The following is a 12,972-nucleotide window of genomic DNA, read 5'->3' as shown; positions in this document are numbered from 1 at the left end:
TCACGGGGCCGCCCTCCATCCCTTTAGTGTGGAAGATCCTGCCGATATGTTTGCGCCTTTGTTAAAGAAACTTTTTGGAAGCAAGAATGAGCGTGAAGTCAAACGCATGCTCAAGACGGTGCAACTCGTCAATGCCTTCGAAGAGCGAATGGTGGCCCTTTCGGACGATCAATTGCGTGCCAAGACCAGCGAGTTCAAGGCCCGCCTCGCCAAAGGGGAAACCCTCGACCAACTGCTGCCAGAAGCCTTTGCGGTCGCCCGCGAAGCCGGCAAGCGTGTCATGGGCATGCGCCACTTCGATGTCCAGCTGATCGGCGGCATGACCTTGCATGAAGGCATGATCGCGGAAATGCGTACCGGTGAAGGCAAGACCCTGGTGGCAACACTGGGCGTTTACCTCAACGCGCTGTCCGGCAACGGCGTGCACGTTGTGACGGTGAACGACTACCTGGCCCGCCGTGACGCCAACTGGATGCGCCCGCTGTATGAATTCCTCGGCCTGACGGTCGGCGTGGTCACGCCGTTCCAGCCGCCGGAAGAGAAGCGTGCTGCCTACGCCGCCGACATCACCTACGGCACCAACAACGAATTCGGTTTCGATTACCTGCGCGACAACATGGCGTTCAGCATGGAAGAAAAATTCCAGCGCGAACTCAATTTTGCCGTGATCGACGAAGTCGACTCCATCCTCATCGACGAAGCCCGTACGCCGCTGATCATCTCCGGTCAGGCCGAGGACAGCTCCAAGCTGTACATCGAGGTCAACAAGCTGATCCCGACGCTTGAGTTGCACATCGAAGAAGTGGAAGGCGAAGTCACCAAGGCCGGCCACTACACCGTTGACGAGAAGACCCGCCAGGTCGAACTCAACGAAGCCGGTCACCAGTTCGTCGAAGAAACGCTGACCCGCATCGGCCTGCTGGCTGAAGGCGAGAGCCTGTACTCGGCGCATAACCTGAGCCTGCTGACTCACGTTTACGCCGGCCTGCGCGCGCACAAGCTGTTCCATCGCAACGTCGAATACATCGTGCAGGACGGTCAGGTCGTACTGGTCGACGAGCACACCGGCCGTACCATGCCGGGCCGCCGCTTGTCCGAAGGCCTGCACCAGGCCATCGAAGCCAAGGAAAACCTGAACATCCAGGCCGAAAGCCAGACGCTGGCGTCGACCACCTTCCAGAACTACTTCCGTCTGTACAACAAGCTGTCCGGCATGACCGGTACGGCCGACACCGAAGCATTCGAGTTCCACCAGATCTATGGCCTGCAGGTCATGGTGATTCCACCGAACAAGCCGCTGGCCCGTAAAGACTACAACGACCTGGTGTTCCTGACCGCCGACGAGAAATACGCGGCAATCGTGGCCGACATCAAGGAAAGCATGGCCGCGGGCCGTCCGGTTCTGGTCGGTACCGCCACCATCGAAACCTCCGAGCACATGTCCAGCCTGCTCGTGAAGGAAGGCATCGAACACAAGGTCCTGAACGCCAAGTTCCACGAAAAGGAAGCCGAGATCATTGCCCAGGCCGGTCGCCCGGGCGCACTGACCATCGCCACCAACATGGCCGGTCGTGGTACCGACATCCTCTTGGGCGGTAACTGGGAAGTGGAAGTGGCTTCCCTGGAAAACCCGACCCCTGAGCAGATTGCCCAGATCAAGGCCGACTGGCAGAAGCGTCACCAGCAAGTGCTCGAATCGGGCGGTTTGCAGGTGATTGCGTCCGAGCGTCACGAATCGCGCCGTATCGATAACCAGCTGCGTGGTCGTGCCGGTCGCCAGGGCGACGCCGGTTCCAGCCGCTTCTACCTGTCGCTGGAAGACAGCCTGATGCGCATCTTCGCCTCTGACCGGGTGAAGAACTTCATGAAGGCCCTGGGCATGCAGCCTGGCGAAGCGATCGAGCACCGCATGGTGACCAACGCCATCGAAAAGGCTCAGCGCAAGGTTGAAGGTCGTAACTTCGACATTCGTAAACAACTGCTCGAGTTCGACGACGTCAACAACGAACAGCGTAAAGTGATCTATCACATGCGTAACACGTTGCTGGCTGCCGACAACATCGGTGAGACCATCGCTGACTTCCGTCAGGACGTGCTCGACGCCACCGTCAGCGCACACATTCCTCCGCAATCGCTGCCTGAGCAGTGGGACGTGGCGGGCCTGGAAGCGGCGCTGCAGAGCGATTTCGGTGTGACGCTGCCGATCCAGCAATGGCTCGACGAAGACGATCACCTATACGAAGAAACCCTGCGCGAGAAGCTGATGCAGGAACTCATCGCGGCGTACAACGAGAAAGAAGACCAGGCGGGCGCCGAAGCGCTGCGCACCTTCGAGAAGCAAATCGTTCTGCGCGTACTGGACGACCTGTGGAAAGACCACCTGTCGACCATGGATCACCTGCGTCACGGCATCCACTTGCGTGGTTATGCCCAGAAGAACCCGAAGCAGGAATACAAGCGCGAGTCGTTCACCCTGTTCTCCGAGTTGCTGGATTCGATCAAGCGCGATTCGATCCGTGTGTTGTCCCACGTTCAGGTTCGTCGCGAAGATCCGATCGAGGAAGAGCAGCGCCTGCGCCAGGAAGCCGAGGCATTGGCCGCTCGCATGCAGTTCCTGCATGAAGAGGCTCCAGGCCTTGAGCAACCGGAAGTGTTGGGCGAAGAGGTCGATGTTGCCCTCGCTGCCGCGCCGGTTCGCAACGAGCAGAAGCTGGGTCGCAACGAGCTGTGCTACTGCGGTTCGGGCAAGAAGTTCAAGCATTGCCACGGGCAGATCCAGTAAAACCCGTTTCAATCGCTGAAATACCCGCGCCGCGACCGGCTTCTGCCGTCGCGGCGTTTTACCATTTCGAACCACCGTTTTTCCTGAAACGGTGCTGACATCATTTATAAAGGAGCGCATTCATGGCTGTTGGTCTTGGTCCTTTGCCAACGTTGCACCCGGTTGCCGGTTTTGAACTCGGTATCGCCTCGGCCGGCATCAAGCGCCCGGGGCGCAAGGATGTTGTGGTCATGCGCTGTGTTGAAGGTTCCACCGTGGCCGGTGTGTTCACCTTGAACGCCTTTTGCGCCGCGCCGGTGATCCTGGCCAAACAACGCGTACAAGGCCCTGTGCGCTACCTGCTGACCAACACCGGCAATGCCAATGCCGGCACCGGCGAACCTGGTCTGGCCGCCGCCGAACGCACCTGCGCCAGGTTGGCGGAACTGACCGGTGTCGATGCCAGCCAGGTGCTGCCGTACTCCACCGGTGTGATCGGCGAGCCGTTGCCGGTCGAGAAAATCGAAGGTGCGCTGCAAGCTGCCCTCGATGATCTGTCGATCCACAACTGGGAAGCTGCCGCCACCGGCATCATGACCACCGACACCCTGCCCAAAGGTGCCAGCCGTCAGTTCCAGCATGACGGTGTGACCATCACCGTTACCGGCATCAGTAAAGGCGCCGGCATGATTCGCCCGAACATGGCGACCATGCTCGGCTACATCGCCACTGACGCCAAGGTTTCCCGCGATGTGTTGCAAAACCTGATGCTCGATGGCGCCAACAAGTCGTTCAACCGCATCACCATCGATGGTGATACCTCGACCAACGACTGCTGCATGCTGATTGCCACCGGTCAGGCCGCGCTGCCGGAAATCACCCGCGCCGAAGGCGAGTTGTTCATCAAGTTGAAGCAGGCGGTGTTCGAAGTGTGCATGGACGTGGCCCAGGCCATCGTTCGCGATGGTGAAGGCGCGACCAAGTTCGTGACCGTTGAAGTCAATGGCGGCGGCAATCACCAGGAGTGCCTGGACGTTGGCTACACCGTGGCCCACTCGCCACTGATCAAGACTGCATTGTTTGCGTCCGACCCGAACTGGGGCCGTATCCTGGCCGCTGTCGGCCGTGCCGGTGTGCCAAACCTGGACGTGAGCAAGATCGATGTATTCCTTGGCGACGTGTGCATTGCCAGCCGTGGCGCGCGCGCGGCGACCTACACCGAAGCCCAGGGCGCGGCGGTGATGCAGCAGGAAGAAATCACTATCCGCATCGAGCTGGGTCGCGGCGATTGCAGCGAAACCATCTGGACCACCGACCTGTCCCACGAATACGTGAAGATCAACGCCGAGTACCGCACGTAATAGCGCATGTCCTGTAGGAGCCAGCTTGCTGGCGAAGGCGTCATTTGCCGCGATGGATTTATCGAGGCTGATCCCGCCTTCGCTGGCAAGCTGGCTCCTACAGAGTTGTGATCTTTCTTGCTTGAGGATGCTTGAACATGAGCCTGCACCTGATCATCGGCGACAAACTGCTTTCTTCCTGGTCCCTGCGAGGCGCCTTGGCCCTCGACCTGACCGGCGCTACCTACACCGAAGAACTGATCAAGCTGAACCAGCCGGACACCCGCGAGCGTCTGCTCAAGCATTCGCCGACTGGCAAGGTCCCGCTGCTGAAAACCGAACACGGCACCATCGCCGACTCCCTGGCGATTGCCGAATACCTGGCAGAACAGTTCCCGTCCGCAGGCCTCTGGCCGAAAGACGTTGCCGCCCGCGCCCAGGCGCGCTCGGCGTGTGCGCAGATGCACAGCGGGTTCTTCGCCATGCGCGGCAATATGCCGTTTGACCTGAGTCATGACGCCCCTTTGTCGCCGGTTCCGGCTGACGTTCAGGTCGACATCGAACGCATGTCGGCGCTGTGGGCCGAATGCCGTGCCGCCGCGACCGAAACCGGGCCGTACCTGTTTGGTCATATCAGTCTGGCTGACGTGTTCTTTGCACCGATCGCCGTGCGCCTGCGCACCTATCAGGTGAAGCTGTCTGCCATTGACGAGGCCTACGTCGAAACTCTCTACCAATGGCCGGCGTTCAAGGCGTGGCAGAAGACCGGACTGGAGGAGCTGCAAAAGTGAAACGAGTCCATGTCGCCGCCGCCGTCATCCGCGATGGCAGTGGCCAAATCCTCATCGCCCGTCGTGCCGACTCACAGCACCAGGGCGGCCTGTGGGAGTTTCCAGGCGGCAAGGTCGAGGCCGACGAGTCGGTCGAAACCGCACTGGCCCGCGAACTCCATGAAGAGCTGGGCATCGTGATCGGCGCGGCGCGCCCGCTGATCAAGGTCCGCCACGATTACCCGGACAAGCAGGTGTTGCTGGATGTCTGGGAAGTCTCGGCGTTCACCGGCGAGCCCCACGGCGCCGAAGGCCAGCCACTGGCCTGGGTGGCGCCGCGTGATCTGTCGAGCTACGAGTTTCCGGCGGCCAATCAGCCGATCGTCGCGGCTGCCCGATTGCCATCGCAGTACCTGATTACCCCGGAAGATCTGGAAACCCCGGCGCTGCTGCGTGGTATTCAGAAGGCCATTGCCGGCGGCATCAAGCTGATCCAGTTGCGCGCACCGAACGGTTACGATCCGAAATATCGCGACCTGGCTGTCGATGCGGTGGGCCTGTGTGCCGGCAAGGCTCAGTTGATGATCAAAGGGCCGTTCGAATGGCTGGGCGACTTCCCGTCCGCGGGTTGGCACATTACCTCGGCGCAGCTGCGCAAATACGCAGCGGCTGGCCGACCGCTACCGGCGTCGCGCTGGCTGGCGGCCTCGTGCCATAACGCTGAAGAGCTGGCGCTGGCCGAACAGATGGGGGTGGACTTTGTGACCCTGTCGCCGGTTCAACCTACCCTGACTCATCCTGGCGCCGAACCGTTGGGTTGGGAGCAGGCATCGAGCCTGATCGACGGATTCAGCAAGCCGGTGTTCCTGCTCGGAGGTGTTGGCCCGGCTGAGGTCGAGAAAGCCTGGGCTGCGGGTGCGCAGGGGGTGGCGGGGATTCGGGCGTTTTGGCCTGAGAGTTGATTCTCTAGCGAACCTACTGGCCTCATCGCGAGCAAGCTCGCTCCCACAGTGGATTTGTGGCGCTCACAAAACTTGTGGGAGCGAGCTTGCTCGCGATGAGGACCTTGCAGGCGCCGGCTAAACCTCAGGCTTCGCCGCCGGCTGCCAAAGAATCTCGGCAATTCCCTGACGCTTGGCAATCAGCCGCGCCGCCACAAACAACAGATCCGACAACCGATTGATGTACGCCAGGCCAACCCCGGCCAATGGCTCAATCGCATTCAATTGCTGACACCGCCGCTCGGCACTGCGGGCAAGGCTGCGGCAGACATGAGCCTGGGCAATCAGCGCCGAACCGCCGGGCAAGATGAAATTTTCCAGCGGTCCCAACTCTTCATTCCACACATCGATCGCGGCTTCCAGGCGTTCGATTTCCGCTGCATTCAACGCCTGATACACCGGCATCGCCAGTTCGCCACCGAGGTCGAACAATCGGTGCTGGCAAGGCGCCAAAACATCGATCACTTCCTGAAAGCCTGCAAAGGTGTGCGTTTGCGCCGCCAATCCGGCCAGCAATACGCCCACCTGACTGTTCAGCGTATCGACTTCGCCAATGGCCTCGATCCGCGGGTGATCCTTGGGTACGCGACGGCCATCGCCCAGCCCGGTCTCGCCTTTGTCGCCAGTGCGGGTGTAAATCTTCGACAAACGAAAGCCCATGGTTACCTCGATAGCAGATTGAGTTGTTGCGAGACAGGTGGTGTGCTCGCCAGGGGCAGGCGCAAGGTGAAGCACGTGCCTTGGCCCAGGGTCGATTGCACTTCCATCTGCCCCTTGTGGTTGTTGGTGATGATGAAGTACGACACCGACAGCCCAAGTCCGGTGCCCTGGCCGATCTCCTTGGTGGTGAAGAACGGTTCGAAGGTCCGTTTGCGCACGCTTTCGCTCATGCCGATGCCATTGTCCTCGACCTGAATTTCCGCCCACGGCGGATTCAGCCTGGTGCGCAGAATGATCCGTCCCGGCTCGCTGCCGTCTTCACGCTGGTGAATGGCTTGCGCGGCGTTTTTCAACAGGTTGAGCAGCACTTGCTCCAGTTCGTTGGCGGTGCCGGGGACCGGGCCCAGCGCCGGATCGAACTGGCGAATGATGGCCTGGCCCTTGAAATCGAAGCCGATCGCCAGGTCGAAGTCGTTACTGGCGATCTCCACCGCTTGGTCGATCAGGGCGGGCAGATCGCACGGAGCCATCTGGCGGGTGCTGCGACGGCTGAAGCTGAGCATGTGGGTGACGATTTTGGCGGCCCGGGCACCGGCCTGCTGGATGCCGTCGAGCAACTGCGGCACTTCGCGGTTTTGCAGATACTGATTGACCGTCGTCAGTTCGATGCCGGCCTGTTCGGCCACTTCAAGGTTCTTCGGCAGATCGGGGGACAGGCGTCGGCGAATGTTTTGCACGTTGTGCAGGATTGCACCCAGCGGGTTGTTGATTTCGTGGGCCATGCCGGCGGCAAGGCCACCAACAGAAAGCATTTTCTCCGACTGTACCATCATCTCTTCCAGGGACAGGCGCTGGGTGATGTCGTCGATCCGGATCACTACGCCACGCCCGGCGCCGCCCATCAATGGATAAAAGGTCAGGGCATAGTGGCGGGGCTCGTCATCCTTGAGCCAGGTGACACGTTCGATTTTGGCCACCGTATGCTGCTCGACCGTTTGCTTGAGTTGTGGCAAGAACGGCTTGAGCGGTTCGAAGGCGAGGAAGATGGGCTGGTTCAGGGCTTCGTCGAGGCGCGTACCGGAAAGTGCGCTGGCTTCCTGGTTCCACTGCGTCACGTAAAGCTGTTCATCGAGGGCGATCAGTGCCGACGGCATGGAGTCGATGATGCTGTTGAGGTAGTTCTGGAAGCCGGTGAGCTTTTTCTCGATCTTGCTGCGCACCTGGACTTCAAGCTCCAGTTTGCGGTTGGTGTGCCGGGTTTCTTCCGCCAGACCCTGGGCCTGGTCGTAGGCTGCCTGGGAGTCGTCCCGGGCCCGCTTGAGTTGCTGCTCCCGGGCCTCGATTCGCGAAAGCATGGTGTTGAACGCCTCGGCGAGGCTGCCGATTTCATCGTGGTTTCCTCGCGAAGCACGCAGTGCGTAGTTTTCTTCACGGGTTACCTGCCGGGACAACTCTTCGAGTTGGTGGATCGGCCGGGTAATCAGGCGCTTGATCTGGCGGGCAATGATCAGCCACAGCAGCACGCTGAAGATCAGAATGCCCAGGCTGGCCGTCAGGGTCCCGGTGTAGAACGCCACGGGCAGTTCGCTCGTGGCCACCAACAGCAGGTGCCCTGGTGCAGTGCCGGGGCGGGGCAGGGTGATGACTTGATTGGTGCGAAACTCGGTGGCCTGCCAGTCTTCGATATGCCGGAAACGCTTCGGCAGTTCCAGGTTGTCGCCATGCTGCAATTGCGCCAATTGCTCGCCCTTTGCGTCATACAGGACTGCCGCGCGCAACGGCGAATAGCTGTTGAGTTCGTTTAGCAGGCGCTCGGCGCTTTGTGGTGACTCCAGGGCTTCGGAGGCCAGGCTCGGGTTGGATATCAGCCGGCCGATGGTCTGCAGGGCCTGGGGTGCCATGCTTTCCTGGGAGATGTAGTACGCGGCGCTGATAAAGGTCAGGTTGGCAACCAGCAGGACGGTGACCATCAGTACCAGCAGGGCGGCTAGCAGTTTCTGGCCGACGGGCAGGTTTTCAAGGCGCTGGCGCAATGGCATCGGATTCATCGCTGAAAAGGAACAAGTGGCCAGCGTAGCCGCTGCTCAGTCACTGGGCAATCCAAGGCTTTGCAGGCGAGCGATCAACCTTGACTCAAGCTGATTGAGGTGAGGCAGGTTCAATTGATGACGCCCGGCCACTTTGCAGGCGTAGCCCAACAGGTAGCTGATTTCTGTGCGGCGCTGGTTTGTGACGTCCTGATGCATCGAGGAGTAGTTGTCTGCGGTGGCGTGAATCACCCGTTCGACTTCCTGCTGCAGGTTTTCGGCCGCTGCCGGCTGACCACAACGCTCAAGCAACTCCACCAGTTCGCCGCACAGAGTAGCGACTTCGCAGTGATGTTGCTGCAAACCGCCGTTGCGGCAATCGTGCAGCACCGTCAGCGGATTGATCGCACAGTTAAGGGCGAGTTTGCGCCATAACCTGGTCAGGATTTCGGTGCTCCACTCGTGGGGGATGCCGGCAGCGCTCAGGTCATCGAGCCAGATCGGCGCCACCGGATGGCTCGCATCCCCCAGCCAGGTGAAGCCATGCCCGGCAAACACCACGCGCCAATCGCCATCGCGGAAGGCGCCTTCGGTGCTCGATGCATAGATGCAGCGTGCCTGAGGCACCTGTGCCGCCACCGCGTCCTGACTGCCCAGGCCATTTTGCAGCAGGATCAGTTCGGCACCTGGGGCCAGACGTGGCGCCAGTCGGGCCACCGCGCTTTCGGTATCGTAGGCCTTGCACGCCACCAGCAGGCGGTTGATCGGTTGGGTGCTGTCGGCTGTCTCGGCGGGCACGGCATAGTGTTGCGCCTCGCCGTGTTCCACCAGTGTCAATCCACCGACCGCCTCATAGGCCTGCAGCCTCGCGGTGTCCCGCAGGATCAGCCTCACCGGCACTCCAGTCCGTGCCAGACGTGTCGCCCATAAAGTGCCGAGGCTGCCGGCGCCCAGAACATGCCAGGTGGTAGACATCAGCTTTTTGCTCTGTTTAAGGCGTGCATCGGCAGCTCACAGTGAATGATGGGAAAGACCCGTTATAATCAGCGCGGATTTTAACCGCAAGCCAGGCGTGCTCCATCAGTGCGCCTTTAAATTTGGAGAGATTACATGCCGTCGTTCGACGTGGTATCCGAACTGGACAAACACGAAGTCACCAACGCGGTCGAGAACGCCGTCAAGGAACTCGATCGTCGTTATGACCTGAAAGGCAAAGGCAGCTTCGAGTTCAAGGAAAAAGACCTGACCGTCAACCTGACCGCGGAAGCGGATTTCCAGCTCGAAGCGATGATTGAGATCCTCAAGCTGGCGCTGGTCAAGCGCAAAATCGACGTGCAGTGCCTTGAAGTCAAGGACGCGTTCGCGTCGGGCAAGCTGATGAAACAGGAAGCCGTCCTCAAGGAAGGTATCGACAAGGAACTGGCGAAGAAAATCGTCGCTCACGTCAAAGATGCCAAGCTCAAGGTCCAGGCTGCCATTCAGGGCGAGCAGGTTCGTATTACCGGCAAGAAGCGTGACGACCTGCAAGAAGCCATTGCGGTGCTACGGGCCAAGGAATTCGGTATGCCACTGCAGTTCAACAACTTCCGCGACTGACCCTTGAAAGCGGGAACCTCTTGGCGTTTGCGACGTCGGAGGCCCAAGCAACGGCAGAAACGATTGAGCCCGTCGCGGCTCGATCTTTCTGCCGCTTTTTTTACGCATGCCGGGTAGCCGGAAACAGGAGAGAGTAGATGGACTTAAATGCCGAGGTAGACAATCTGGTCAAGGTATCCCAAACCTGGATCCCGATGATCATGGAATACGGCAGCCGTGTACTGCTGGCGGTCATCACCCTGGCCATCGGCTGGTGGCTGATCAACAAGGTCACGAAAAAGCTCGGCGGCCTGATTGCATTGCGTAATGCCGACCTGGCGCTGCAAGGCTTTATCAGCAGCTTGGCAAACATCATCCTCAAGATCCTGCTGATCGTCAGCGTGGCCTCGATGATCGGCGTGGAAACCACTTCGTTTGTCGCGGCGATTGGTGCGGCAGGCCTGGCCATTGGCTTGGCCTTGCAGGGCAGCTTGGCGAACTTCGCCGGCGGCGTGCTGATTCTGTTGTTCCGCCCGTTTCGTATCGGTGACTGGATCGAGGCTCAGGGTGTCGCCGGTACTGTCGACAGCATCCAGATTTTCCATACCGTACTGCGCACCGGTGACAACAAAACTATCATCGTGCCCAACGGTAATCTGTCGAACGGCATTATCACCAACACCAATCGTCAGCCGACCCGCAAAGTGGTGTTTGATGTAGGCGTCGATTACGAAGCGGACTTGCAGAAAGCCCGAGAAGTGTTGCTGGAACTGGCCAAGGATCCGCGTGTATTGATTGACCCGGCACCTCAGGCAGTCATTTCGACATTGGGTGACAGTTCTATCACTGTCTCCCTGCGTGTCTGGGTGAAGACGGCGGATTATTGGGATGTGATGTTCATGTTCAACGAACTGTCCCGTGATCGTCTGAGAGAGGCCGGCATCGATATTCCATTTCCACAGCGGGTTATTCGCGTGGTTCAGGAGTCGGCGGTGCAGTAAGAGGTGTGCGGTTAGTGCCTGACTTCTTGGTCAGGCATGTACTGCAGAGTCTGTTTGGTTAAATGTTGTACAGCAAACAACGAAAAAGGCCCATCGAAGATGGGCCTTTTTTTGATTACCGCGAACTAACTTTCTGCGATTACAGAATGTTGAGCGGGTAGTCGGTGATCAGGCGGAACTCAGAGATATCGCCTTCGCCTTCGTCAGCATTGGCGGTGTGCCATGCTTGACGGATGCGGAACGACAGATCTTTGGCTGGGCCGGATTGAACGACGTACTTGGCTTCCACGTTGGTTTCGTGGTGTTTGCCGTCTGCACCGTACAGACCGGTGTAGGTGCTGTTCGATGGAGTGTTGGTACCATCGATGTTCCAACCATTCACGTAACGGACCATGAAGCTCAGGCCAGGTACGCCGTACTCGGCCATTTTCAGGTCGTAACGGGCTTGTACCGACTTCTCGCCAGGGGCGTTGAAGTCAGAGTACTGAATGGAGTTGGCGAGGAAGATCGAGTCGCCACCACGGTTGTTGTCACCCACACCGATGTAGTCGAACGGGGTATCGCCGTTGACCTTCTGGAACGCCAGGGTCAGGGTGTGTGCTTTCAGGAACGAGTAAGCAGCGGCCAGGGAGTAGGCGGTGTTGCTGATGTCGCCTGCTTTAGCGTTACCGGTATCCTTGGTGTTGTAGATGTTACCGTCGAAGTTGATCGAGTTATCGCCGCCCAGTGCGAGGGTGTAGTTCGCGTTGGCGTAGTACTGGTTCCAGACGTCTTCGAGCTTGGCACCGTAGAGCGATACGCTCAGGTCCGGGGTAATGCCGTACTTGCCACCGAAGTAGTCGATGGAGTTGGCTGTCACGCCAGCGTAAGTAGCGAACAGTTCGCCGTCACGAGCGTTGCGGTCCTGGCTGGTTGCCGAGTAGAAGTGACCGGCTTCGAGGTCGAGGTCTTTAACTTCGCTGCTCTGCAGCTGGATACCGCTGGCAGTCTGGTGAAGGATACGGGAACCGCCTACAGCGAACACCGGAGAGGTGCTTGGCTGCATGTCGCCGATTTTCAGCTCGGTCTTGGAGATGCGGAACTTGGCGGCAGCGCCGGCTTTGCCCTGGCTGTTGTTGACTTCGCCATCAGAGTCCACGGACATGTTGCCGGAACCTGCATATTTGTCGGAACCGTCCAGCTTAATGGCCAGTTGGCCCCAAGCTTCAACGCCAACACCGATCAGACCTTGGGTGTAGCCCGAGCTGTACATGCCCTGAATGCCCTGGGTCCAGTCTTTGTCATCGACTGCGCCGTTTTTCTTGTTACGGTTGTAGTAGTAGTTGCGAACCAGCAAGTCGAGTTTGCTGTCTTCAACGAAACCTTTGGCTTCGGCCTGGTCGCTTACGAAAGGTGCGGCTACTGCCAACTGAGTACTGGCTGCTGCTGCAACTGCCAGTGCGATCATGCTCCACTTCATCACGCGCATCGTGATTTGCTCCTTTGGTTTTAGAAGAGTACTGCCGTCCCACCTGATTTATTATCTGGGCGGCTCTTTCTTTTTGTGTCGGCGCAAACTTATATCACGCCGACAATGTTGGCGATACTTGCGTATCTAACCTTTCGCCTTCTTTACGACCCTGTCGCAAACAGCGTGGTAGATGTCGCAAATTTTCCGCTCCGACGCAACAGGGCTGACAGCTTTTATGCTGTTTTCTGAGTCTTGGCGCCGGTAAAAAGAGTCCTGGTGAAACGTTTGAATCTCCATCGGGCTACCTTGCCACTGTTTTTTTTGCCTGAGGGCCTCCGCTTCCAGCGGGTGTCACATCAGGCGATGTTGGGTATGAATGCAACAAGC

10 protein-coding genes are annotated in these 12,972 nt (G+C 59.1%); 6 read left to right on the top strand and 4 right to left on the bottom strand.

All coding sequences use genetic code 11. The features are described from left to right. Positions 1-46 precede the first annotated feature (46 nt). The 4 genes from secA (at position 47) to AC1DXW_RS11485 (ending at position 5,833) form a co-directional block, all read left to right on the top strand. Positions 47-2,782: a preprotein translocase subunit SecA gene (secA, locus tag AC1DXW_RS11500; RefSeq protein ID WP_477752538.1), complete on the top strand. Its 2,736-nt coding sequence runs from the start codon at positions 47-49 to the stop codon at positions 2,780-2,782. 122 nt (positions 2,783-2,904) lie between these two features. Further along, positions 2,905-4,122 (top strand): bifunctional glutamate N-acetyltransferase/amino-acid acetyltransferase ArgJ, encoded by a 1,218-nt coding sequence (gene argJ / locus AC1DXW_RS11495; RefSeq protein ID WP_477760018.1) that lies wholly within the window; start codon positions 2,905-2,907, stop codon positions 4,120-4,122. Positions 4,123-4,259: 137 nt separating this feature from the next. Further along, on the top strand, positions 4,260-4,892 hold the full coding sequence (locus AC1DXW_RS11490; protein ID WP_477752536.1) for a glutathione S-transferase family protein: 633 nt from the start codon (positions 4,260-4,262) through the stop codon (positions 4,890-4,892). Next, positions 4,889-5,833 carry a Nudix family hydrolase gene (locus tag AC1DXW_RS11485; protein ID WP_477752535.1) on the top strand — a complete coding sequence of 315 codons (945 nt, stop codon included), beginning with the start codon at positions 4,889-4,891 and terminating at the stop codon, positions 5,831-5,833. The genes AC1DXW_RS11490 and AC1DXW_RS11485 overlap by 4 nt, the downstream gene beginning before the upstream one ends. 117 nt (positions 5,834-5,950) lie before the next feature. On the opposite strand, the gene AC1DXW_RS11480 is transcribed toward AC1DXW_RS11485, so the two are convergent. From AC1DXW_RS11480 to AC1DXW_RS11470, 3 genes are read right to left on the bottom strand one after another with little or no spacing between them, the layout of a single operon-like run. Beyond that, the gene (locus AC1DXW_RS11480) at positions 5,951-6,532 is read right to left on the bottom strand and encodes a cob(I)yrinic acid a,c-diamide adenosyltransferase (protein WP_477752534.1); all 582 of its coding nucleotides are present in this window, start codon (positions 6,530-6,532) and stop codon (positions 5,951-5,953) included. 2 nt (positions 6,533-6,534) lie between these two features. After that, on the bottom strand, positions 6,535-8,571 hold the full coding sequence (locus tag AC1DXW_RS11475) for a sensor histidine kinase (RefSeq protein WP_477760017.1): 2,037 nt from the start codon (positions 8,569-8,571) through the stop codon (positions 6,535-6,537). A gap of 45 nt (positions 8,572-8,616) precedes the next feature. Then, positions 8,617-9,534: a putative 2-dehydropantoate 2-reductase gene (locus AC1DXW_RS11470; RefSeq protein WP_477760016.1), complete on the bottom strand. Its 918-nt coding sequence runs from the start codon at positions 9,532-9,534 to the stop codon at positions 8,617-8,619. A 135-nt stretch (positions 9,535-9,669) separates the two neighbouring features. Here AC1DXW_RS11470 and AC1DXW_RS11465 point away from each other — a divergent pair, with 135 nt between their 5' ends. Both AC1DXW_RS11465 and AC1DXW_RS11460 read left to right on the top strand, forming a co-directional pair. Next, a complete protein-coding gene (locus AC1DXW_RS11465; protein ID WP_007977344.1) occupies positions 9,670-10,155 on the top strand; it encodes a YajQ family cyclic di-GMP-binding protein in 486 nt (161 codons plus the stop codon). A gap of 137 nt (positions 10,156-10,292) precedes the next feature. Further along, positions 10,293-11,135: a mechanosensitive ion channel family protein gene (locus tag AC1DXW_RS11460; RefSeq protein ID WP_108215091.1), complete on the top strand. Its 843-nt coding sequence runs from the start codon at positions 10,293-10,295 to the stop codon at positions 11,133-11,135. Positions 11,136-11,274: 139 nt separating this feature from the next. Here AC1DXW_RS11460 and AC1DXW_RS11455 read toward each other — a convergent pair whose 3' ends face one another. Beyond that, entirely contained in the window at positions 11,275-12,603 is a 1,329-nt protein-coding gene (locus AC1DXW_RS11455; protein ID WP_477760015.1) for an OprD family porin, read from the bottom strand. Positions 12,604-12,972 lie beyond the last annotated feature (369 nt).

The sequence above is a fragment of the Pseudomonas sp. P4_C4 genome, from assembly GCF_056402055.1.
The sequence above is the reverse complement of the archived record's forward strand: the minus strand, read 5'-3'. Positions and strand labels throughout refer to the sequence as shown.

What these genes read in the sequence shown, in the direction of transcription:
- secA (WP_477752538.1), top strand. Translation starts at nt 47, where the DNA reads ATGTTTGCGCCTTTGTTAAAGAAACTTTTTGGAAGCAAGAATGAGCGT.
- argJ (WP_477760018.1), top strand. Translation starts at nt 2,905, where the DNA reads ATGGCTGTTGGTCTTGGTCCTTTGCCAACGTTGCACCCGGTTGCCGGT.
- AC1DXW_RS11490 (WP_477752536.1), top strand. Translation starts at nt 4,260, where the DNA reads ATGAGCCTGCACCTGATCATCGGCGACAAACTGCTTTCTTCCTGGTCC.
- AC1DXW_RS11480 (WP_477752534.1), bottom strand. Translation starts at nt 6,532, where the DNA reads ATGGGCTTTCGTTTGTCGAAGATTTACACCCGCACTGGCGACAAAGGC.
- AC1DXW_RS11475 (WP_477760017.1), bottom strand. Translation starts at nt 8,571, where the DNA reads ATGCCATTGCGCCAGCGCCTTGAAAACCTGCCCGTCGGCCAGAAACTG.
- AC1DXW_RS11470 (WP_477760016.1), bottom strand. Translation starts at nt 9,534, where the DNA reads ATGTCTACCACCTGGCATGTTCTGGGCGCCGGCAGCCTCGGCACTTTA.
- AC1DXW_RS11465 (WP_007977344.1), top strand. Translation starts at nt 9,670, where the DNA reads ATGCCGTCGTTCGACGTGGTATCCGAACTGGACAAACACGAAGTCACC.
- AC1DXW_RS11460 (WP_108215091.1), top strand. Translation starts at nt 10,293, where the DNA reads ATGGACTTAAATGCCGAGGTAGACAATCTGGTCAAGGTATCCCAAACC.
- AC1DXW_RS11455 (WP_477760015.1), bottom strand. Translation starts at nt 12,603, where the DNA reads ATGCGCGTGATGAAGTGGAGCATGATCGCACTGGCAGTTGCAGCAGCA.